This is a genomic window from Agreia sp. PsM10 (genome assembly GCF_030433855.1).
GTDB lineage: Bacteria > Actinomycetota > Actinomycetes > Actinomycetales > Microbacteriaceae > Agreia.
Map to the genome: position 1 here is coordinate 200,156 of NZ_JARUXC010000006.1, position 21,972 is coordinate 222,127.

Sequence of the window (21,972 nt, forward strand, 5' to 3'; positions counted from 1 at the left end):
GTCTCACTCCTCAGCTCGTCTCGCGGCGGATGGCTTCGAGTGCGGCCTGCAGCTCGAGATCGGTCGCCGCGCCGTAGCCGAACACAATTCCCTCGCGCGCTCGCGGGGTCGGTGCGACGTAGTGTCTGGCCAGGCCGCTCACGATGATTCCGCGTCGCTGCAGCCGCTCGGCCAGGTCGGCGTTACCGGCGTCGACGGGCGACGACAGCACGGCGTGCAGCCCTCCGTCGACCGCGCTCAGCTCGAGCGATGAGCCGAGGCGGTCGCCGAGCGCATCCAGAACGAGGGTGCGTTTGTGCCCGTATGCGCGACGGGTTCGAGCCAGGTGCCGGCTGAGTCCGCCGCTCTCGAGGTAGTGCGCCAGTGCCTGCTGCGGGATGCCCGACACGGTCTCGCCGATGTCGGCCCGAGCATCCAGAATCTGGGCCCGCACCTGCGGATCGCGCGCGACCACGTAGCCGCAGCGCAGCCACGGCGTGATCACCTTCGAGTAGCTGCCGACGTGCACGACGCGGCCGGAGTCGTCGAGCGAGGCGATCGACGGCAGCGCCCTGCGCCCGTGCCGGAACTCGCTGTCGTAGTCGTCTTCGACGATGATCGCGTTCGTTCGCTCGGCCCACTCGAGCAGTTGCAGTCGCCGCCCCACGTCGAGGCTGCCTCCGAGCGGATACTGGTGGCTGGGTGTGACGAGCAGGGCCGAGATGGTCGAGTTCTGCACCGATGAGAAGTCGACCCCTCCGTCGACGACCTCGATCGGCACGATCTCGGCACCGAGTCGACCGAGCACCGCGCGGCTGCCCACATGACCCGGGTTCTCGCATCCGACCCGCAGCCGCCCGCCGAGCCGGGCTGCAAGGCCGAGCGCGACCAGAGCCAGACCCTCGCGCGCCCCCGAGGTGACGATCACGTCGTCGGGGTCGCACGCGAGGCCGCGCGAGTGGAACAGGTGCCGCGCGATCTGCTCGCGAAGGGCCGGCAGACCCGCGGGCGGCGGATAGACGGCGGCGGGTTCGCCGGCTGTCGCCCGGCGCCAGGCCGAGGCCCAGTCGCCGCGCGCAATCGACGCGGTCGAGGGGATGCCGGGGCGCAGCTCGATGGATCGGTCGGGGGAGCCGGATGGGTAGGTGGTATCCAGACTCTCTGGGGCCTCGTCGGAGGGCCCTGCGCCCTGATGCGGGGTGCGCACGGGCACGCTCGTCGACACGAAGGTGCCCGACCCCGCGACGGTCTCGAGATATCCCTCTCCGGACAGTTCGTCGTAGATGCGCACGACGGTGCCTCGCGCCACTCCGACGGCGGATGCGACGGCGCGGCTCGACGGCACCGCGTCGCCCGGCCGCATACGCCCGTTGAGTATGGCCGCCCGGAGCCCCGCCGACAGTCGCTCGCGCGGGCTGCCGGGGCCGTCGGCCGCAATCAGCTCTGCGATGTCGATCGCGCGCGCGTGCCGCATGGTGCTCCTTGAAACTGGTCTCATCGTTTCGGCCAATACTGGCATATTCGGTGAACCACTACGGCGGGCAGACTCGATCGCATGACACTCGCGATCACCCCCGTCACCCTGTCTGGAACCCACGTCGTTCTGGAGCCGCTCAGCCACGATCACCACGATGGCCTCGTCGACGCCGTGCGCGACGGCGAGCTCTGGAAGCTCTGGTACACGACGGTGCCGTCGCCGGAGGGGATGCGCGCCGAGATCGATCGACGACTCGGGCTGCAGCATGAGGGCTCGATGCTGCCGTTCGTCACCCGCCTGCGCGACCGCGAGACGGGAGAGCCGGGCCGCGTGATCGGCATGACCACCTACATGGACATCGACCACACGACGCCCCGGCTCGAGATCGGCTACACGTGGAACGCGGCCTCGGTGCATGGAACGGGCACGAACCCGGACTCGAAGCTGCTGCTGCTCGGGCACGCCTTCGAGGTGCTCGGATGCGTGGCCGTCGAGTTCCGCACGAACTGGATGAACCAGCAGTCGCGCGAGGCGATCGCCAGGCTCGGCGCGAAGCAGGACGGTGTGCTGCGCAGCCACACCCGCACGGCAGACGGAACCCTGCGCGACACGGTCGTGTTCTCAATCGTGGAGAGCGAGTGGCCGTCGGTGCGCGCCGGGTTGCGCCGCCGCGTCGAGAAGGTGCGGGGCTAGCGCCCGGTTCGATCGATCTGCGCGACGCGGCGTCGAATGAAGGCGCCGAGGAGATCGACGGGCAATGTCTGCCCGTCTTTCAGGTGGATGGAGCCTTTCGTCGTGTCGAGGCCGGCGGCGGCGACCTCGCTCGCGAGCTCGGCCAGATTGCCGAACGGGTAGATGCCGATGTGCTTCTTCGTCTTCACCACGGACAGGAGGCCTTTGCCCTTGTACAGGAGCGCGGGCACGCCGTAGGTGAAGCCCTCGACGGCATCGGGCGCGAGAGCTCGGGCAGCCGAGTAGAGCTCCTCGATGCGTAGCCGGTCGGATCCGGTCAGGCTGGAGATGTAGTCCGTGACATCGGTGGCCATGCCCGATTTTCCCACCGCGCCTGCATCCGGACAAGAGCCGGCCCGTCGCATCCGATAGCGGGCCGGCTGTGATCTCAGTCGATCAGGCGGCGACGGTCTCGTCGGCGTCGGCGTCGCTCTCGGCAGCCGCGGCGTGCAGCGGCTCGAGCGCCTTCGACCAGGCAACGAGCTGGTCGAGCATGGTGTCGACCTGGGGCAGCAGGTAGTCGTTCGGCTTGAAGACCGAGAAGTTCTCGAACTCGGTCATCAGCGAGATCGCGACCTGGGCGCGAACCGTGGCCAGCTGCAGCTCGGATGCGACAAGACGCAGGTGCTCGACCGCGCGGGCTCCGCCGACCGAGCCGTAGCTCACGAAGGCGGCGGCCTTGTTGTTCCACTCGTTGTAGAGGTAGTCGAGGGCGTTCTTCAGCACGCCGGAGGTCGAGTGGTTGTACTCGGGAGTGACGAAGACATAACCGTCGAACTCGGCGATCTTCGCCGACCAGGCCTTCGTGTGCTCGTTCTGGTAATTGCCCCACGCGGGCGATCCGGGCTCGTCGAAGTGGGGGAGCGGGAAGTCGGCCAGGTCGACGAGCTCGAAGGTCGCGTCGTCGCGCTTCACGGCGATGTCGCGCACCCACTTTGCCACGGCCTCTCCGTTTCGTCCGGGGCGCGTGCTGCCGAGAATGATTGCGATCTTGGTCATCTGGTTTCTCTCCTTAGGAACTTTTCGTGCCTAACGCACGTTGTCAGTCATACGAAGAGGTCGGGAGTGCGTTTTAGTCCCGCCTCGGGCCGCGCACTTTCGAGTGCGTCACGCACACGAAGGGAAGTAATCCGAGATGGCGGCATTGTCTATCGCGACCGCTGCGGAAACCATTGCAGGCGTCGAGAAGGCCTGCGAGGTTCCGGGCACCCGAAACCTGGTGCGCGACATCTTCACGATGACGGGAGACCGCTGGTCGATGCAGGTGACCAGGGCGCTCGACGAGGGCCCGCTGCGTTTCACGGCGCTGATGAGTTGCGTCGAGGGCATCTCGCACCGGATGCTCACCCGCACTCTTCGCTCGCTCGAGAGGGACGGCCTGGTCAGCCGCACCAGCTATCCGGAATCGCCGCCGCGCGTCGAGTACGAGCTCACCACCCTCGGCGAGACGCTGAGCGAGCCGGTGCGCGCGTTCATTCGGTGGACCCAGCAGCACCAGTCCGAGATCGAGGAGAGCCGGCGTCGGTTCGACGGCTGACGCGCAGGCGCCTCTCCGTAAACTCCCAGCGCACGCTCATACGGTTGAGAGAAGCAACCGGAAGGAATGAACTCATGGGTTTTCTCGAGAACGCAAAAGACGCCGCACAGGCCACCGGTAAGAAGATCGGCGAGGCTGTCGACGACGCGAAGGACCGCATCGGCGACAAGGTCGACGAGGTTCGTGCCGATGCCGAGGTCAAGCGCGCGGAGGCCGACGTGAAGCGTGCCGAGGCCGAGCGCGACTCGACCGAAGCGAAGAACGAGTACAAAGAGAAGCTGCGCGACTAGCAGCAGCCGATCGATCAAGGGCCCCGGGTGACGAACCCGGGGCCTTCGTCGTGTAAGAAGAGTCGTTCCCTTCGACAGGCTCAGGGAACGGTGCAGGCGTATCGAGACCGTATGGATGCGCGGGGCGCCCGTTAGGGATCCGTTAAGGCCCGGAAACCCGCGCGAAAGCGGGTATCTACTCGGATGTGCGACCCCGACCGGGGCGCGTTCTGCCACATCATCCGATGGAGTTCTCCGTGCTCGACCTCGTCTACGTTCTCGGCATCTTCGCCGCGTTCGCACTCGTCGGCCTCATCGCCTGGGGGGTGTCGAAGCTGTGATCGTCTTCGACGTGCTCTCGGCCGTGCTGGCCGTCGCCACCCTCGCCTACCTCGTGTACGCCCTCGTGAAGCCGGAGAAGTTCTAGACATGGACTCCTCTCTTCTCGCGATTCTGCAGGTCGGCGCGCTCGTTCTCATCCTCGTGGCGATCCACCGTCCGCTCGGTGACTACATGGCCCGCATCTACTCGTCGACGAAAGACCTGCGGGTCGAGCGCGGCTTCTACAGGCTGATCGGGGTGGATGCCCGGGGCGAGCAGACCTGGATGGCCTACCTCCGCAGCGTGCTCGCGTTCTCGCTCGTCGGCGTGCTGCTGGTCTACGCCCTTCAGCGCGCGCAGGCGATCCTGCCGTACTCGCTCGGGTTCCCCGCCATCCCCGAGGGCCTGTCGTTCAACACGGCGATCTCCTTCGTGACGAACACCAACTGGCAGAGCTACTCGCCCGACGTCACCATGGGCTACACGGTGCAGCTCGCCGGCCTCGCGGTGCAGAACTTCGTCTCGGCAGCCGTGGGCATCGCCGTGGCGATCGCCCTCGTGCGCGGATTCGCCCGCACCCGCCAGGGCACCCTCGGCAACTTCTGGGTCGACCTCACCCGCGGAACGCTTCGCCTGCTGCTGCCCCTCGCGGTGCTGGTCGCGATCGTGCTGATCGCGGGAGGCGTCATCCAGAACGTCGCCGGCTTCACCGACGTGACGACCCTGACCGGCGGCACCCAGAGCATCCCGGGCGGGCCCGTGGCCAGCCAGGAGGCCATCAAGATGCTCGGCACCAACGGCGGCGGCTTCTTCAACGCGAACTCGGCGCACCCGTTCGAGAACCCCACCGGCTTCACGAACCTGCTGCAGGTCGTGCTGATGCTCGCGATCCCGTTCAGCCTGCCGCGCACCTTCGGTGCGATGGTCGGCGACAAGCGACAGGGCTACGCGATCCTCGCGGCCATGGCCGCCATCTTCGTGGTCTCGCTCACTGCGCTGACGCTGTTCGAGCTGAACGGCGCGGGCACAGCCCCGCAGCTCGCGGGCGGAGCGATGGAGGGCAAGGAGACCCGATTCGGCGTCGCCACCTCGACGCTCTTCGCCTCGACGTCGACGCTCACCTCGACGGGTGCCGTCAACTCGATGCACGACTCGTTCACGTCTCTCGGCGGCATGATGCCGCTCATCAACATGATGCTCGGCGAGGTCGCACCCGGCGGCGTGGGCTCGGGTCTCTACGGCATGCTCATCCTCGCCGTGATCGCCGTGTTCATCGCGGGCCTGCTCGTCGGACGCACCCCCGAGTACCTGGGCAAGAAGCTCGGCCCGCGGGAGATCAAGCTGGCCAGCCTCTACATCCTTGTCACCCCGACGCTGGTTCTCGCCGGAACGGCCCTGAGCTTCGCGATTCCCGCCATTCGCGAGGATGTCGAGGGCACGTCGATCTGGAACCCCGGCCTGCACGGTCTCACCGAGGTGCTCTACGCGTTCACCTCGGCGGCGAACAACAACGGGTCGGCCTTCGCGGGACTCACGGCGAACACCCCGTGGTTCAACACGGCGCTCGGCGTGGCCATGCTGTTCGGCCGCTTCATTCCGATCGTCCTGGTGCTCGCGCTCGCGGGCTCCCTCGCCGCGCAACCGAAGATCCCCTCCACGGCAGGGACCCTGCCAACGCACCGACCGCAGTTCGTGGGGCTGCTCGTCGGCGTCACGATCATCGTCTCCGCCCTCACCTATTTCCCCGTCCTCGCACTCGCACCGCTCGCTGAAGGGCTGCAGTAACACTCATGTCCACCCTCACCACGACCTTCGTTCCCGCGCTCCCCGGCGCGTTCCGCAAGCTCGATCCCCGCCAGATGTGGCACAACCCCGTGATGTTCGTCGTCGAGGTCGGCGCCGTGCTCACGACCCTGCTGGCCGTCGCCGAGCCGTTTCTCGGCGGGCCGGCCTCATCCGGCGGTTCGACCGTGCCGGTCACCTTCACGGCGGGCATCGCCGTGTGGCTCTGGCTCACCGTCATCTTCGCGAACCTCGCCGAGTCGGTGGCCGAGGGCCGCGGCAAGGCCCAGGCCGACAGCCTGCGCCAGACCCGCACCTCGACCACCGCGAACGTGATCGCGTCATACGACGCCGAGACGGATGCCGGCGGCCTGCGTGCGCAGACCCGTCCCGTCTCGAGCGCCGAGCTCACCCTCGGCGACCACGTCGTGGTCGAGGCGGAGGAGCTGATCCCCGGCGACGGCGACATCGTCTGGGGCATCGCCTCGGTCGACGAGTCGGCCATCACCGGCGAGTCCGCGCCCGTCGTGCGCGAGTCCGGCGGAGACCGCAGCGCCGTCACCGGAGGCACCCGCGTGCTCTCCGACCGCATCGTCGTGCGCATCACGTCGAAGCCCGGCGAGACGTTCGTCGACCGCATGATCGCGCTCGTCGAGGGGGCCGCCCGGCAGAAGACGCCGAACGAGATCGCGCTCAACATCCTGCTCGCCAGCCTGTCGGTGATCTTCGTGGTGGTCGTGCTGACCCTCAACCCGATCGCCGGATACTCGGCCGCGTCGGTCAGCGTTCCCGTGCTCGTGGCGCTGCTCGTCTGCCTGATCCCGACCACCATCGGCGCGCTGCTCTCGGCCATCGGCATCGCGGGCATGGACCGCCTGGTGCAGCACAACGTGCTCGCCATGTCGGGGCGCGCCGTCGAGGCCGCGGGCGACGTGACCACGCTGCTCATGGACAAGACCGGAACCATCACCTACGGCAACCGGCAGGCCGCGGAGTTCTCGGCCCTCGACGGCGTCGCACCGCTGGAGCTCATCCAGGCCGCCGCCACGTCGTCGCTCGCCGACCCCACGCCGGAGGGCAAGTCGATCGTGACGCTCGCCGAGACGAAGGGCTTCGACCGGCCCGTCGACATCGACGGCGTGATCGTGCCGTTCACCGCGCAGACCCGGATGTCGGGGCTCGACCTGCCCGACGGGTCGCAGATCCGCAAGGGCGCCGGTTCTGCCGTGCTCGCCTGGGTCGAGGAGTCCGGAAGGGCGGCGTCGTCGACGGTCGCGCAGCTAGACGAGCACGTCGAGCGCATCTCGAATGCCGGCGGCACGCCCCTGGTGGTCGCCACCAAGGCGGCGCCCGTCGGGGACCGGCCGGGCGAAGCCCGCATCCTGGGTGTCGTCTACCTGAAGGACATCGTGAAGGAGGGCATCGCCGAGCGATTCGCGGAGCTGCGGGCCATGGGCATCCGCACCGTGATGGTCACGGGCGACAACCCGCTCACGGCCGCGGCGATCGCGGCCGAGGCCGGGGTCGACGACTTTCTCGCCGAGGCGACGCCGGAGCAGAAGCTCGAGCTGATCAAGCGCGAGCAGGAGGGCGGCAACCTCGTCGCCATGACCGGAGACGGCACGAACGACGCTCCCGCCCTGGCCCAGGCAGACGTGGGCGTGGCGATGAACACGGGAACCTCGGCCGCGAAGGAGGCCGGCAACATGGTCGACCTCGACAGCGACCCGACCAAGCTCATCGACATCGTGCGCATCGGAAAGCAGCTGCTCATCACCCGCGGGGCGCTCACCACGTTCTCGATCGCGAACGACGTGGCCAAGTACTTCGCGATCATCCCGGCCATGTTCGCGGGGGTGTTCCCGGGCCTGGCGCTGCTGAACATCATGCAGCTGCACTCGCCGGCGTCGGCGATCCTGTCGGCGATCATCTTCAACGCGGTCATCATCGTGGTGCTCGTGCCGCTGGCCCTGCGCGGCGTGAAGTATCGCGCGCTGTCGGCGTCGCGCATCCTGGGCCGCAACCTGCTGGTCTACGGACTCGGCGGGGTGGTCGCGCCGTTCATCGGCATCAAGCTGGTCGACCTCGTCGTCAGTCTGATCCCCGGTTTCTAGTCACATTCCCTTCGACAGGCTCAGGGAACGTTCCCTGAGCTTGTCGAAGGGCCGCATTCATAGAGAGAGAAGCACGACAATGAGTTCACGTTCACGGTCAGGCCGGCAGTACTGGGTGGCGATTCGCGCCATGGTGGTTCTCACCGCCGTCCTCGGCGTCGGATACACCGCCGTCATCACGGCAGTCGGCCAGCTGGCGATGCCGGCCCAGGCCAACGGCCAGCTGGTCGAGGATGCCGACGGCCGGGTGGTGGGGTCGGCCCTCGTCGGCCAGTCGTTCACCGACGCCGACGGGGCGGCCCTGCCCGAGTGGTTCCAGTCGCGCCCGTCTGCGGCCGGCGACGGATACGACGCCTCCGCCTCGAGCGGCAGCAACTACGGGCCCGAGAACGCCGATCTCATCGCCGCCATCGGCGACCGTCTGGCCTCGGTCGCTAAACTGGAGGGCGTGTCGGAGTCCGAGGTTCCCGCAGATGCCGTGACCGCATCCGCATCCGGCCTCGACCCCCAGATCAGCCCGGAGTACGCGCGCCTTCAGGTGCCACGCGTCGCCGAGGCCCGCGATCTTCCCGAAGACGAGGTGGCAGAGCTCGTCGAGAATCACATCCAGGGCCGCGACCTCGGCATTCTCGGTGACCCCACCGTGAACGTGCTCGAACTCAACCTCGCGCTCGCAGCGCTGGCCGACTGACGATGTCGCGGGGTCGGCTGCGCGTGCTGCTCGGCGCCGCGCCCGGCGTGGGCAAGACCTACACGATGCTCGAAGAGGGCTCGCGTCTTGCGGCCGAGGGGCGCGACGTGGTCGTGGCCGTGGTCGAGACCCACGGCCGCGAGGCCACCGCCCGCATGGTGGCCGGCCTCGAGGTCGTGCCGCGTGTCTCGGTGACCCACCGCGGGGTGACGCTGAGCGAGATGGATCTGGAGGCCGTGCTCGAGCGGCATCCGGATGTCGCCCTCGTCGACGAGCTCGCCCACAGCAACGCGCCCGGCTCCCGCAACCCGAAGCGCTGGAACGATGTCGAGGCGCTGCTCGACGCCGGCATCGACGTGATGACGACCGTGAACATCCAGCACCTCGAGTCGCTCGGCGACGTCGTGGAGCAGATCACGGGTGCCCGGCAGCAGGAGACCGTGCCCGATCGGGTCGTGCGCGCCGCCGACCAGCTCGAGGTCGTCGACCTGGCGCCTCAGGCCCTGCGCGACCGGCTCGCCGACGGGCGGGTCTACCCGGCCGAGCGCATCGATGCTGCGCTCTCGAACTACTTCCGGCTCGGCAACCTCACCGCCCTTCGCGAGCTCGCCCTGCTCTGGCTGGCCGACGAGGTCGACTCGGCGCTCACGTCGTATCGCGCCGACCACGGCATCGCGAGCAAGTGGGAGGCCAGGGAGCGCGTGGTCGTCGCCCTCACCGGCGGACCGGAGGGGGAGACGCTGCTGAAGCGCGGGGCCCGCATCGCGGCCCGCTCGGCCGGCGGCACGCTGGTGGCCGTTCACGTCACCAGCCAGGACGGCCTGCGCGCGGCGCATCCCGGCGCACTGGCGGCTCAGCGATCGCTCGTGGAATCGCTCGGCGGAACCTTCCACCAGGTGGTCGGCGACGACATCCCGGCCGCCCTCGTCGACTACGCGCGCGGCGTGAACGCGACCCAGCTCGTGATCGGCGTGAGCCGTCGCAGCCGGCTGAGCGCGGCCCTGTCGGGGCCGGGCATCGGCGCGACCGTGATCCGCGCATCCGGCGACATCGACGTGCACATCGTGACGCACGCGGCCGCCGGAGGGCGGCTCTCTCTTCCGCGTTTCACCGGATCGCTGACCGTGCGCCGTCGCGTGCTCGGATTCGCGCTCGCCCTCGGCGGGGGGCCGCTGGTGACCTGGCTGCTCGTATCGCTGAGGTCGGACGAGTCGATCACCTCGGACGTGCTGACGTTTCAGCTGCTGGTCGTTCTCGTGGCGCTGGTCGGCGGCATCTGGCCGGCGCTGTTCGCCGCGCTGCTGTCGGGCCTCACGCTCGACTTCTTCTTCGTCGATCCGCTCTACACGGTCTCGGTGGGCGAGCCGCTGCACCTGCTCGCACTCGGCCTGTATGTCGTGAACGCCGTGCTCGTCAGCGTGGTCGTCGACACCGCTGCGCGGCGCAGCCGGCAGGCGCGACGGGCGGCCGCCGAGTCGGAACTGCTCGCGACCGTCGCCGGCAGCGTGCTTCGCGGACAGGACGCGCTTCAGGCGCTCGTCGACAGGACCAGGGAGGCCTTCAGCCTGCGCGAGGTGCGTTTGAAGGGCGACGACGGCAGTGTTCTGGCCGTGTCGACTGCGCCGTTCCCTGAGCCTGTCGAAGGGAAACCCGTCTCGACAGGCTCGACGAACGGGCGCGTCTCGACGAACGGCGTCGACTCGAGCGTGCCCGTCGGCGACCGCGCCACGCTCGAGCTGTGCGGCCCCGACCTCGCGGCATCCGAGCGTCGCCTGCTCGGCGTCATCGCCGCGCAGATGGAGCAGGCGCTCGAGCACAGGGACCTGGCCGCGACCGCGAGCGAGGTCGGGCCACTCGCGATCGCGGATCGTATGCGCAGCGCCCTTCTCGCGGCGGTCGGCCATGACCTGCGGCGCCCGTTGACGGCGGCGACGGCCGCGGTCAGCGGATTGCGCTCGACAGAGGTGCAGCTCAGCCCGGATGATCGGGCGGAGCTGCTCGACACGGCTCAGGAGAGCCTCGACGCGCTGGCCACCCTCGTGACCGATCTGCTCGACGTGAGCCGGGTCGAGGCGGGGGTGCTGGCGGTCTCGGTGCACCCGATCGACGTCGAGGACGTGATCGTTCCCGCCCTCGACGAGTTGGAGCTCGGCCCCGATCGCGTGGAGCTCTCGCTCGGCGCCGACGCGCTGCCACCCGTGCTGGCCGACGAGATCCTGCTGCAGCGCGTGCTGGTGAATCTGCTCTCGAATGCCGTGCGGTTCTCGCCGGATGGCGCGAGGGTGCGTCTGTCGGCCAGCGACTTCCGCGGTCGCGTCGAACTGCGGGTCGTCGACAGCGGGCCGGGAGTTCCTGGCGAGCGGCGGGATGAGATCTTCGTTCCGTTCCAGCGCCTCGGAGACACCGACAACTCGACCGGCCTCGGGCTGGGCCTCGCCCTGTCGAAGGGCTTCGTCGAGGGCATGGGCGGAACGATCGAGGCAGAGGACACCCCCGGAGGCGGGCTGACCATGGTCGTCTCGCTGCCCACGGCACCGGATGAGCGGGCGGCCGACGAGCTCGAGGAGCAGCAATGAAGATTCTTATCGCCGACGACGATCCCCAGATCCTGCGTGCCCTCTCGGTGACGCTTCGGGCCCGCGGCTACGACGTGGTGGTGGCCCGCGACGGAGCCGAGGCCCTCAACGCGGCGATCGACGAGCATCCTGATCTGGTCATGCTGGATCTCGGCATGCCGAAGCTGACGGGCATCGAGGTCATCGAGGGTCTGCGCGGCTGGTCGCAGGTGCCCATTCTCGTGGTCTCGGGTCGCACCGACGGGGCGGAGAAGGTGCTCGCGCTCGACGCGGGCGCCGACGACTACGTCACCAAGCCGTTCGCCATCGACGAGCTGCTCGCGCGCATCCGGGCCCTCACCCGGCGGGTGCCCTCGGCCGGCGACGAGGCGCTGATCGCCTTCGGCGACGTCACCGTCGACCTCTCGGCCAAGCGGGTCACCAAGCGATCGGATGCCGGTGGCGACGAGACCGTGAGGCTCACGCCGACCGAATGGATCATTCTCGAGACCCTGGTGCGGAGCCCCGGTCGTCTCGTCACGCGGGCGGCCCTGCTCACCGCGGTGTGGGGGCCGAACCACACGAACGACTCGGGCTACCTGCGCGTGTATCTCGCCCAGCTGCGCAAGAAGCTCGAACGCGAACCGGCGCGGCCCCGCCACCTGCTTACCGAGGCCGGCATGGGCTACCGCTTCGTTCTGTGACGGCTAGAACACCTGGCGCTCGACCCGCTCGGGATGCGCGCTCAGAAGGTCACGCTCGTCCCGTGTGGTTAGGAGGGCGGGCTGGCCAGCACCCCTCTCATTGGGGGAATGCGTCGTACGGCGCTGACCTATTAAATGAGGATTACTAACGGGGGGGTCCTGACCGATCTATAGGCCTACCTCGTCTGTCTGCGGATGTGGGAAAGACATTGCGCAATCAGGTGACGCGAGCAGTTCGATGAAGGTCCAAGGGTGGATCGAGTCTGCTAGTTGTCATCGCTTCCAGAGACCTGGGCTCATGATCAATTTAGGTTCAACACATTCCGCTCCTCCTGAATGTGAAGAAACCTCGGATAGCCGCGTTCGAAAACGACAGAGCGCGCGTCTCTTCTCATAAGACCGGCAGGCTTCCTGCCGTTCTCCGCAACTGGAACTCCCAAAAGAGGCCTGTTGTGAGCATCTCACTCACCACCTTGGCGCGCATTTGGGGATGCCGCCGATCAATCTGTATGCACATTCGAAGGGGACCCAAAATGACCACAGCACCGACCCAAGCGGCCCACCCGCCGCGCAGAGCGAGATATGCGCTGGCCGCGGTAGCGACCCTGCTCACGCTCATCTCCACGATCTTTGTTGGAGGCCTGCCAGCCCAGGCCGCTGTCATCAGCGCCCAACTCGGAGTTATCAGCGACGGAACCGGACCGTTCGACGAATTGGACGCCGACGCGAACAACGGTCTCGTTCGCACTCACGACACCGTCGCTTACGGGTGGCAGTACAACACCGATGAGACGGCTGTCGACGCCACCTTCGTTCAGACGATCTCGGCGCCAACCACAGGCGTTACCTTCAGTGAGAGCAGCCTCGTGCTGTGCACGGGCCCGAACGGCGGATCGATCAGCGCCGACGGCCTGACGATCACCTGCCAGGTCGCTTTGCCCGCGAATACGACCGGCTCCATTCCGATCAACGTCACGGTCGACGGCACGAACCCGAACGGCACTGTCATCACTACGGCACTGACAGTGGACAGCGTCGACGCAGGGACGCAGTTGACCACCATCGTCGCAGCCCCCAACTTCGATCTGAAGAAAAACATCTTCGCCTTCTCAGCAGCGACTGTCCTCAACGGCGAACTCGGCCGCTACGCCTCATACGTGTGGGCCGTTTCCGCGCCCACCTCCTTGAAAGGCAGCGAGAACCTCACCAGCCCCTTCACTTTCGTTGACGACGTCAGCGGAGTTTCCCCTAACGCGCAGCTCATCTCGTGCCCGGCGATCACCGCGGGCTACGAGGGATACCACATGCCGTATTCGGCGATCGGAATCACCCCGGCCGCAAATGCCGGCAACTCCGTCGCCAACTCGGGCACAACAAACTGCACCCAGCCCAACGGTGCCGGCACCGACATTCAGGTAACTGTTACCGGCGCCGACCTCAGCGCCGACAGCATCCCGACGCTCAGCGCTGATTCGAACCCGGTCGCCGGCGGAAGTAACTACGTCGCTACTGGGATCGTGTTCCTGTTCATCCCGACCTCGGACATCGTCGACGCCGGTGGTTCTATCGACACCACGAACCAGTTCCGAGGCTTCGACCCCGACTCGATCTCCGGTCAGTCCAACTTCGGTACCGGCTACGAGTCCGGCAGTGACCCCACAACTCCCGCCTGCGAGTTCGTCAGCGACAACTCCACCCGGGCCAACAACAACTGCTTTTCCTTCACAATGGTCGCCACGCAGGGCGCGCACGACAAGTACCTCCTCACCATGGATGCCTCCGCCTATGCCGGGGGAGGAACCGGTGCACACGCGGGCAATGGAGTCGTCGCACCCGGAACCGAGTACCAGAGCCAACTCGTCATCGCCAATGTCGGCGTGACGGACTTCACCGGCCAGGGCATCTGCGATATCTGGGACCCGGCAACACAACAGATAACCGCCGCAGGAGACGTGCTCCGCAACTCCACCACGCTTATGGATCCGTCCCAGTACACCGTCGAATTCGGCGCCTTCCCGCTGACCAACGACGACGACCGCCGAAACCTCAACTGCGGCACCGGCACGTGGTACCCGAGCATCGCCGCTGCAGGCGGAGCATCCGTGGTGAACGCAATTCGTTTCCTACCGAAGTGGGATATGACACCTAACGAGCAAGACCTCTTCCGGGTCAGATTCGTCGCCGTGGACAATCCCTACGGAACGATCATCGGCGACTGGGCCAATGTCAACTTCGGTGGCGGTTGGAGTAACTCCAACTACGACAAGAACTCCAACACGGGGGGTGTCGGCGACCGCCTGACCCTCACTCCGGCCCAGGCGGGAATCTCCAAGACCACAGTTCCTGCGGCGAGCTCCGTGCTGGCCGGCCAATCACTGACCTACCGTCTGCAGCCCACTCTCACCACGGCGGCGGACACTCCGGCGCCGGTGGAGAACGTGACGGTCGTTGATACCCTGCCCAGCTGCCTGCAGTACGTGGCGAGTTCGGCGTCTCTGCCCGTCACCCTTACCCCCGGCAACACCGGTACCGATGGCATCCCCTGCACCGGTGACACAGGCGAGACAGGCGACGTTCTCACCTTCGCTCTCGGCACGCAGACGCCCAACACGGTGCTGCCGGCTATCACGTACCAGGTCTCCACACTCGGAACGACCCCGAATGGAACGCACGCGTCGAACACCGCCGTGGTGTCGTTCGATGGAGCCGACCCGATCGACCTGTCGCGCCGCACTGCGGTCTACGACATCGTGATTCTCAACCAGGCCCAGTTCTCGATCGCCAAGACAACCGACACGCCGCTGGTTCAGGTGCGTGATTCGTTCCGCTACACAATCTCGTACCGCAACAACACAGGCAACACCGTCGCACAGGCGCAGTTGATCGACGAGCTGCCATACAACGGCGACAGTCGAGGAACCTCCTACACAGGACAGGCCGACTTCGCCGGCGCTACAGGGGTTCCCTCGAACGCGGTCGTGGAGTGCACGACCGACGCGCACGGCACGATCGGGGCCGATCCGGCGACCAACACCAACACGTGGTCGACGGCCTGCCCGGCGAACACCACCGCGGTGAGAATCACGGTCACCACGATTCCGGATGCAGCCGTCGGCGGGGTCACCCTGCAATTCACCGGCCTCGCGAACCAGGAAGGCGACCACTACATCAACAACGTCGCCGGGGCGCGTGTGTCCGGCTTGACGAACGTCATCCCGCCGACCGCCCCGGTGCGTGTCGACGTGATCGCGTCGACCATCGGTGACGTCGTCTGGAACGACGCCAATTACAACGGTCTGCAAGATGAGGGCGAGACCGGAGTCGAGGGTGTGACGGTCACACTCGCAGGAACCGACGACCTCGGTAACCCCGTGTCGGCGTCGACCACCACGGCCGCTGACGGGTCGTACTTGTTCAGCAACCTCAGGGCAGGCACCTACACCGTGTCGTTCACCGCACCCAGCGGTGAGGAGTTCACGATTCAGAACGCGGGCGATGGAAGCAACGACTCCCGAGTTCCCGTTGGACTCGGAACCCAGTCGGCCGCGCCCATCACCCTCGGAGTCGACAGCGACAACCTCGCCCAAGACGCGGGAATCTCGTCACCCGACATCTCGCTGGTCAAGAGCGCATCGCCGCCCGCGAACGGAGAGAAGTACCAGGCCGGTGAAACGGTGACCTACACCTTCGTGGCAACCAACACGGGTCCGACTCCGCTGACCGGGGTGACCGTCACCGAGACGTCGTTCACCAACGGCGCGGGTGACGTGCTGACTCTGACGACACCGATCGTCGCCTCCGTGCCGTCGCCCTTCGATGGAACGCTGGCGTCCGGCGCTTCGGTGACCTTCACCGCCACTTACGTCGTCACCCAGGCAGACGTGGATGCCGCCGGTTCGATCGATAACTCGGCCCACGTCGTGGGGCTCTCGCCTGCTTTCCAGCAGGTGACCGATGATAGCGACGTGTCGATCAACACGGGCACCCCGGCCCCTGGCATCAGCCTGGTGAAGGGGGTCGCCAATAAGCCGGCCAACGGAGTCGGCTTCGTCGCAGGCGAAACGGTGAAGTACATCTTCACGGTGCGCAACACCGGCAACGTCACCCTGAGCGACGTCACCGTCACGGAGGATTCGTTCACCAACGCGGCCGGCCAGAAGCTGAAGCTGACGACCGGCCCGGATGCCCCCGCCGGCTTCACGGGAACCCTCGCCCCGGGCGAGCAGGTCGTCTTCACCGGCAGCTACATCTTGACCGCGGCTGACACCACGGGAGATCTCGTGAACGTCGCGACCGTGACCGGTACTCCGCCGACAGGTACTCCGCCGACGAGCACCGATCGTGTGAAGACACCGACCTACGCACCGCCCGGTGCGTCGACGGTATCGCTGCCCAACACCGGTATCGATGTGACCTCCGGAGCGATGGGAGCCCTGCTCCTGCTGCTTCTCGGAACCGTCCTGATGATGCGGCGGCGGAGACTGCAGCACGGGAAGTAGGCCCGTGGGGCGGTGGCACTCCCGCCACCGCCCCGCGCTAGCCCTGAACTGCCGGACGGCGAAGGACCCCCAACCTTCGCCGTCCGGTTCCCGTCTGCCAACCCAGAGATACACATATGACCGACCCCTCTTCGCTCTCCGATGCGATGCTTCTGGACGCGTCGCGTTCAGGGGATCAGGCCGCGTTCGCAGAACTGTGGAAAAGGCACGCCAAGGCCGCGCGTGCCGTCGCCGCATCCTTCAGCACGTTCGACGCCGATGATCTCGTATCCGAGGCGTTCGTGCGGATCTTCGATGCGCTCCAACGCGGACTGGGGCCCACCGGCGCATTCCGTCCCTATCTGTTCACGACAATCCGCAATATCGCCTCGTCGCTCGGGCGGCGGCAGCACGAGCTCAATGTCGACGAACTCGACGAGCTAGGAGATCCGAGCAGCAGCGAGGACGCAGTCATGGCCCGCCTTGATCGTTCCATGATCGCCGAGGCGTTCCGTGCCCTGCCGCCGCGCTGGCAAGAGGTGCTCTGGTACACCGACGTCGAGTCCATGAAGCCGCGGCACATCGCCGAGCATCTTGGCATAAAGCCGTCGGCGGTGACGGCCTTGGCGCGTCGGGCGCGGGAGGGTCTGCGACAAGCGTGGATCGCTCTCCACCTCGATGCGGCGACCCTGGACCCGGGTTGCCACGCCGTACTCCTCAATCTTCCCGCATATGTCCGAGGCGGTCTCGGAGCTCGCGCAACGGCCGAAGTCGCGGCGCATCTTCTGACCTGCGCAGACTGCCGCGCAATAGCGGCGGAAGCCGCGTCTCTTTCGTCGAAACTGGCGCTGGTGTTGCTACCACTATCTGTCGGCGCCGCGATCGCCGCAGCATATTCAGAAACGTCTTCTACCGCGCATGATGACGCATCTGTTCGCGCCGGGGAGGGCCCGGAGGGGGCCGTCGCGGACACAGTGGGATGGAAGGTCACGATGCTGTCTGTTGTGTCACTCCTGGCCCTCATCGTTCTGGTCGCTTTGATCGCGCTACCTCAGGAATCGTCACGAACCTCGTCGGATGAGATTGCCACGACGAGCCCGCAGCACCTTACCTCGAGCGTCGTTCCATCCGAATCTGACGACAATGACTCGAAGCCCGGCGACACCGCGGACCCGACGACCACCCCGAGGGCGAACGATATCTCTCAATCAGATGGGTCAGAACCCCAAGACGATCCTCGGCCGAGCTTTACTTCACCAGACCGGGCACAGGCATCGCCAGACCCCTCCAACCCCGGGAACCCCCAATCGGGGTCAGGTCTGGGCGCACCGGTCTTCTCTCACGTGGAAACACCCACTTTCGCCTACCCGGCGGTCTCAGGCAGCGCCTACCCGGGCGCGCTCATTACGGTTACCCGAATTCGACCCAAAACCGAGACACCCACACCAACGGATGTCACCCAGTGGACGGTCGTGGCCAGCCAATCCGGCAATTGGAGCGTTGACCTTATAGGCATAAGACCGGGTACCTCACGGATCGTAGCAATCCAGAAAGCCTCATCCACGGGCCACGCGGCCCGAGTATCGAAGGCGTCGGCAATCCAAACACTCGTCGTCCGCGCACCGCCAGCGCTCACCACCTTCCGTACAGCAAACTCCACCGAGGCGACACTCGACATTCGGGGCGCGCCCGGCGAGAGCATCATTGTCACTCATACGAATGAGGCAGGCGACGTCGACTGGGTGAGTGATCCGTTGACAATCGGGCCTTTGGGCAAAGTGACCATTTCTGTCAGGCCGCCGTCCACCGGATTGTTCATCGCCCGGTACATCGCGGACGGCCGAGCCGCGCCAGAAAGTCTGGCCTAGGAGCCGTGCACGCGGCTCGATGGCGTCGCCTCAACGGACAGTACGAAGCACCGGTGAGAGTTCAAGAAAAATTTCCTCGAGCATTCGCGTCGATAATCGACTTCTGACTCGTCTCTTGGGTAGAGGGTCGCAGAGACTTCGGGTCCCCATCCGTCCTGCGGCCCTCATCTACGTCACTCCGTCAGGAGGGTGGAACGCAAAGTGAAATCGGCGCTTGCTCGTCCCGCGCCGAGAGGACGAAAGGCGTCGTGCGATCGCCGTTTGAAATCGAACATCTGAACGTCTCTTCAATATAGATGTCACGTGCACCCGCTGCGGCATCACCGTCGATGAGAGGCACACCCGTGAGATCGAATGCAGCAAAGATCGCGCTACCCGCAGTGATACTTGTCGGTGCGAGTATCGCCGTCAGCTCCGGGGCGGTCCAGGCAGCTCAGTGCGCTCCGATCTCGGTCGACGCACGCGTTCTGTTGTCGGGACCCTATGTTCCAGAGACGGGGCTTATGGGGGACGCTCTGCGAACCTCGGGGGAGCTTCCTACGACCGAACCATATCGAGACCTCGGATTCATCATGAGGGGTGGTGAGGCTTCCACCCTCGAACTCGGCGACCCCTCGACCTCCGGCCCATCGTCTTTCGTCGACTGGATGCTGTTCGAGCTGCGAGACCCGGCAGATCCTCGTCTCATCATCGCGACTGACACTGTGCCCGTAGAGCGAGACGGCGACCTCGCTCGTTCACTGTCGTTCACCGTTCCCTCCGGCGACTACTACCTCGCTGTCGAGCACCGCAATCACCTCGGAGTCATGACCGAAGCTCCGATTTCGCTCACGTCCGGCACGATACCCATGATCGATTTCACCGACCCGGCGACACCGGTGTGGGACCGAATCGATGTCATCGACGGCGGCGCGGTTATCGACTACCACGGCGTCGAACGGCAAATAATCGATGGTGTCGCCGTACTCTGGCCGGGTGACGCAGATCATGACGGCCGATCCCTCTTTGATGGCTCAGGCGATGATGACCCCGCCGTTGTCGAGAACGCAGCCATGTCAGCTCCAGAGAACATACTCTCTAGCCCCAGCTACATTGTGCCGGCCTACGTCGGCTCCGACCTCAACCTGGATGGCAACGCCATTTATCAAGGTCAGATCAATGACCCTACGGTCACCGCAAACGCAGTATTTCTCTTCCCTCTGAACATCACAAACGATCCAAATTACCCGTACCTCATCGAGCAACTCCCGCTTGATCAACTTGGCGAGGCGCGAACCGACAGCTGCGAGTTACCGACTACCCAGCCGAGTCTGCCCCCGGCCAGTGACCCCCGGTCGCCTAAGCAACCGATCCTGGCGAACACTGGATTCAGTATTTTCGAGAGCTGGCCTGCCGTTGCCGTTTCTCTGTGCATGGTTGCCGCAGGGCTGGTTGTCACTGGTCTCCGTCGCCGGGGAAATCGACGTGGTAGCCGCAGCTGACGCAGCCCCTCGCGACGTCAAAGACGACAACCTTCAAAGAACCCGGCCCCTTCAACAGACAGCGGTCCATCTCGATCGAGTCGCACATGATGTCGCGTGCGAACGACGAACGGTTCGGGCTCTTCCGCGGCAGCAGCGATCGATTGATCTTGTCAACTCATTTATCGATGCCGCCCGCGATGGGATTCTGCTCAGGGGTGTAAATGGTGTGACCCTGAAGAGGGTGACCCACATAGTGGGGGTGACTGCGTCAACGATCTATCGATACTTCCCGGATAACGTCTCGCTGATAGACGCGGTCGTGGCGCGGGACCTTGAACGTCTCGAGGCGCTCTTCGCAGCTCGGTTATGCGTCGATCACATCAGGAGCGCCCAGCACGTTGTGAGGGAGGCGGTTCGAGCAATGGTGGAGCTTCACCTGAGTGCCACAGGATCGACATCTCTCGCCACGAACATGACGCGGATGAAACCTGGCCATGATCACGTCTCTCAGTTCGCGGCATCAGTCTGGTCGCGAGTAGTGCAAGAAGGACAATCACCTGCAGGCGACGTCAGCCTGAGGCAGTGCGTCAATCTCATTGCCCTGATGGATGCTGTTCTCCTCAACGCATCCCATCCTGCAACGCGAACGTGGCGTGAGACGCGATTAAGAACCTGCGAAGAACTTCTCGGAGTCGTGGTTGGGCAGATTTCTGGTTCGAAACTCATCTAAACGCGGGGTTGCACGATGAATGGTTTCACGGGTGAAAAGTGAGGTTAATTACTGGATTCGCAGTGGCAACCTTTACCGCCACGGTGCACTCTTCGACTAGGGCGCAGAGATTCACTCTTCTCCTTGGGCAGTCCACTCTTCTGCTCCTTCTGCGGGCTGCGCAGCTTTCCCCTGCGCAGCCCGTCCTGTTGAGCTGGGGGATTATCCACCGGAGGGTAGAAGCGCCGTTTGGGAGACAGGCACTCGCGCTAGTTAGCGATGCTAGACGTGAGGACCCCGGCGTTGGTCAGTGCCGTGCCGACCGCGTGCGAGGTCGCCTCGAATGCGGTCGCGGTCCTCGACGCTCCGAGCGCTCCGCCCTTGAGAGCGCTCGTGCCCAGGTCGCGCACGAGACGGGCGACGAGCTGTCCCCGGTCGTCGACGAAGAACTGGGTGTCGAACGCCATGTGCAGCTTCTTGCCCGCGAGGCCTCCCCAGAGGACCGTCGCAGCGGTGCTGCCGCGAACGGCATGGAAGCCACCATCGGTGTTGATCGTGATGGTGAACCCCTCGGCCGTCAGCGCGTCGCCGATGAGGGTCTTCGCCGCGTTGTGGTCGCCGGAGATGAAGAAGTCGTAACTGGATGCCATGCACCGACCCTAGCGGCAGGTGCGGCACGGCGGGCGGTAGCTGTGCGTCAGCGCGCGGCGCCCTGGAGGGTTCCCGTGGTCTTCACGTTCTCCTCGTAGATGTAGCAGAGCACCTCGCGGTCGCCCTGCTCGGTCCAGCTGTCTTCGGTGGGGAGCAGGTAGCCCAGGTACAGGGTCGAGTCGTCGTAGCCGACGCCGTTGAACTCGGCGAAGGCGGGGGTGCAGCCGTCGCCGGCCTGCTGGGTCACGGCATCGTCTCCGGGAAACTCATCGCCCGCGAGGTCGAATGCGCTGTACGCCTCGAAGTCGTGCGGCTGGTCGCAGGGAACGACGGGAACCTCGCTGATCTCCTCACTGCTCACATCGTTGAAGCAGTCGCCCACCGCGACCGTGAACACGTCGGCCTGCCCGGCCTCGGTGACCTCGCTGGTCTCGTCATCGCGAACTGCCTCGTCTTTCGGCGTGATCGAGTCGATGACGCTGCAGCCCGTGAGGGCGAAGAGCCCGATCATCAGGGATACGGCGGCGAGTGGCGTGAAGGTGCGCTGGGCGATCGTGGGCATGAGCTGGTGAGGCCTTTCGTAGAGGACGTGGTCGAATCCTCATCGTGGCATCCGTGTGGGCCGCCCGCGGGCGCGCGGTC

At 65.9% G+C, this 21,972-nt stretch carries 18 protein-coding genes; 13 read left to right on the forward strand and 5 right to left on the reverse strand.

The features are described 5' to 3' along the window. Positions 1-10 precede the first annotated feature (10 nt). Complete coding sequence (gene pdxR / locus QCD70_RS09930; protein ID WP_301215652.1) at positions 11-1,453, reverse strand: MocR-like pyridoxine biosynthesis transcription factor PdxR; 1,443 nt, start codon at positions 1,451-1,453, stop codon at positions 11-13. Positions 1,454-1,534: 81 nt separating this feature from the next. On the opposite strand from pdxR, the gene QCD70_RS09935 reads away from it, so the two are divergent. After that, complete coding sequence (locus QCD70_RS09935; RefSeq protein ID WP_301215654.1) at positions 1,535-2,149, forward strand: GNAT family N-acetyltransferase; 615 nt, start codon at positions 1,535-1,537, stop codon at positions 2,147-2,149. On the opposite strand, the gene QCD70_RS09940 is transcribed toward QCD70_RS09935, so the two are convergent. Together QCD70_RS09940 and QCD70_RS09945 are read right to left on the reverse strand one after the other, a co-directional pair. Next, a complete protein-coding gene (locus QCD70_RS09940) occupies positions 2,146-2,502 on the reverse strand; it encodes an iron chaperone (RefSeq protein ID WP_301215655.1) in 357 nt (118 codons plus the stop codon). The genes QCD70_RS09935 and QCD70_RS09940 overlap by 4 nt on opposite strands. Before the next feature lie 82 nt (positions 2,503-2,584). Further along, positions 2,585-3,187: an NADPH-dependent FMN reductase gene (locus QCD70_RS09945; protein ID WP_301215657.1), complete on the reverse strand. Its 603-nt coding sequence runs from the start codon at positions 3,185-3,187 to the stop codon at positions 2,585-2,587. Between the two features lie 136 nt (positions 3,188-3,323). On the opposite strand from QCD70_RS09945, the gene QCD70_RS09950 reads away from it, so the two are divergent. The 12 genes from QCD70_RS09950 (at position 3,324) to QCD70_RS19215 (ending at position 20,700) form a co-directional block, all read left to right on the forward strand. After that, positions 3,324-3,725, forward strand: coding sequence for a winged helix-turn-helix transcriptional regulator (locus QCD70_RS09950; RefSeq protein ID WP_301215659.1), 402 nt, complete (start codon positions 3,324-3,326; stop codon positions 3,723-3,725). A gap of 74 nt (positions 3,726-3,799) precedes the next feature. Continuing rightward, positions 3,800-4,015, forward strand: a complete 216-nt coding sequence (locus QCD70_RS09955) for a hypothetical protein (protein ID WP_301215661.1) — start codon at positions 3,800-3,802, stop codon at positions 4,013-4,015. Positions 4,016-4,331: 316 nt separating this feature from the next. Beyond that, complete coding sequence (gene kdpF, locus QCD70_RS09960; protein ID WP_157412196.1) at positions 4,332-4,421, forward strand: K(+)-transporting ATPase subunit F; 90 nt, start codon at positions 4,332-4,334, stop codon at positions 4,419-4,421. Between the two features lie 2 nt (positions 4,422-4,423). After that, positions 4,424-6,100: a potassium-transporting ATPase subunit KdpA gene (kdpA, locus tag QCD70_RS09965; RefSeq protein ID WP_301215665.1), complete on the forward strand. Its 1,677-nt coding sequence runs from the start codon at positions 4,424-4,426 to the stop codon at positions 6,098-6,100. 5 nt (positions 6,101-6,105) lie between these two features. After that, a complete protein-coding gene (gene kdpB, locus QCD70_RS09970; RefSeq protein WP_301215668.1) occupies positions 6,106-8,211 on the forward strand; it encodes a potassium-transporting ATPase subunit KdpB in 2,106 nt (701 codons plus the stop codon). 79 nt (positions 8,212-8,290) lie between these two features. Then, positions 8,291-8,902, forward strand: a complete 612-nt coding sequence (gene kdpC / locus QCD70_RS09975) for a potassium-transporting ATPase subunit KdpC (protein WP_301215669.1) — start codon at positions 8,291-8,293, stop codon at positions 8,900-8,902. A gap of 2 nt (positions 8,903-8,904) precedes the next feature. Beyond that, entirely contained in the window at positions 8,905-11,478 is a 2,574-nt protein-coding gene (locus tag QCD70_RS09980) for an ATP-binding protein (protein WP_301215671.1), read from the forward strand. Further along, positions 11,475-12,161, forward strand: a complete 687-nt coding sequence (locus tag QCD70_RS09985; protein ID WP_301215673.1) for a response regulator — start codon at positions 11,475-11,477, stop codon at positions 12,159-12,161. The genes QCD70_RS09980 and QCD70_RS09985 overlap by 4 nt, the downstream gene beginning before the upstream one ends. Positions 12,162-12,694: 533 nt before the next feature. After that, the gene (locus tag QCD70_RS09990; protein WP_301215675.1) at positions 12,695-16,660 is read left to right on the forward strand and encodes a DUF7507 domain-containing protein; all 3,966 of its coding nucleotides are present in this window, start codon (positions 12,695-12,697) and stop codon (positions 16,658-16,660) included. A gap of 116 nt (positions 16,661-16,776) precedes the next feature. Then, a complete protein-coding gene (locus QCD70_RS09995; RefSeq protein WP_301215677.1) occupies positions 16,777-18,507 on the forward strand; it encodes a sigma-70 family RNA polymerase sigma factor in 1,731 nt (576 codons plus the stop codon). Between the two features lie 344 nt (positions 18,508-18,851). Beyond that, the gene (locus tag QCD70_RS10000) at positions 18,852-19,988 is read left to right on the forward strand and encodes a hypothetical protein (RefSeq protein ID WP_301215679.1); all 1,137 of its coding nucleotides are present in this window, start codon (positions 18,852-18,854) and stop codon (positions 19,986-19,988) included. Further along, positions 19,972-20,700, forward strand: coding sequence for a TetR/AcrR family transcriptional regulator (locus tag QCD70_RS19215; protein ID WP_367316712.1), 729 nt, complete (start codon positions 19,972-19,974; stop codon positions 20,698-20,700). Before QCD70_RS10000 ends, QCD70_RS19215 begins: the two co-directional genes overlap by 17 nt. Before the next feature lie 248 nt (positions 20,701-20,948). Here QCD70_RS19215 and QCD70_RS10005 read toward each other — a convergent pair whose 3' ends face one another. After that, complete coding sequence (locus QCD70_RS10005; protein WP_301215680.1) at positions 20,949-21,329, reverse strand: hypothetical protein; 381 nt, start codon at positions 21,327-21,329, stop codon at positions 20,949-20,951. A gap of 47 nt (positions 21,330-21,376) precedes the next feature. Then, positions 21,377-21,892: a septum formation family protein gene (locus tag QCD70_RS10010; protein ID WP_301215682.1), complete on the reverse strand. Its 516-nt coding sequence runs from the start codon at positions 21,890-21,892 to the stop codon at positions 21,377-21,379. Positions 21,893-21,972: the final 80 nt, after the last annotated feature.

Coding starts and splice junctions, on each gene's coding strand:
- pdxR (WP_301215652.1), bottom strand. CDS start 1,453: ATGCGGCACGCGCGCGCGATCGACATCGCAGAGCTGATTGCGGCCGAC.
- QCD70_RS09935 (WP_301215654.1), top strand. CDS start 1,535: ATGACACTCGCGATCACCCCCGTCACCCTGTCTGGAACCCACGTCGTT.
- QCD70_RS09940 (WP_301215655.1), bottom strand. CDS start 2,502: ATGGCCACCGATGTCACGGACTACATCTCCAGCCTGACCGGATCCGAC.
- QCD70_RS09945 (WP_301215657.1), bottom strand. CDS start 3,187: ATGACCAAGATCGCAATCATTCTCGGCAGCACGCGCCCCGGACGAAAC.
- QCD70_RS09950 (WP_301215659.1), top strand. CDS start 3,324: ATGGCGGCATTGTCTATCGCGACCGCTGCGGAAACCATTGCAGGCGTC.
- QCD70_RS09955 (WP_301215661.1), top strand. CDS start 3,800: ATGGGTTTTCTCGAGAACGCAAAAGACGCCGCACAGGCCACCGGTAAG.
- kdpA (WP_301215665.1), top strand. CDS start 4,424: ATGGACTCCTCTCTTCTCGCGATTCTGCAGGTCGGCGCGCTCGTTCTC.
- kdpB (WP_301215668.1), top strand. CDS start 6,106: ATGTCCACCCTCACCACGACCTTCGTTCCCGCGCTCCCCGGCGCGTTC.
- kdpC (WP_301215669.1), top strand. CDS start 8,291: ATGAGTTCACGTTCACGGTCAGGCCGGCAGTACTGGGTGGCGATTCGC.
- QCD70_RS09980 (WP_301215671.1), top strand. CDS start 8,905: ATGTCGCGGGGTCGGCTGCGCGTGCTGCTCGGCGCCGCGCCCGGCGTG.
- QCD70_RS09985 (WP_301215673.1), top strand. CDS start 11,475: ATGAAGATTCTTATCGCCGACGACGATCCCCAGATCCTGCGTGCCCTC.
- QCD70_RS09990 (WP_301215675.1), top strand. CDS start 12,695: ATGACCACAGCACCGACCCAAGCGGCCCACCCGCCGCGCAGAGCGAGA.
- QCD70_RS09995 (WP_301215677.1), top strand. CDS start 16,777: ATGACCGACCCCTCTTCGCTCTCCGATGCGATGCTTCTGGACGCGTCG.
- QCD70_RS10005 (WP_301215680.1), bottom strand. CDS start 21,329: ATGGCATCCAGTTACGACTTCTTCATCTCCGGCGACCACAACGCGGCG.
- QCD70_RS10010 (WP_301215682.1), bottom strand. CDS start 21,892: ATGCCCACGATCGCCCAGCGCACCTTCACGCCACTCGCCGCCGTATCC.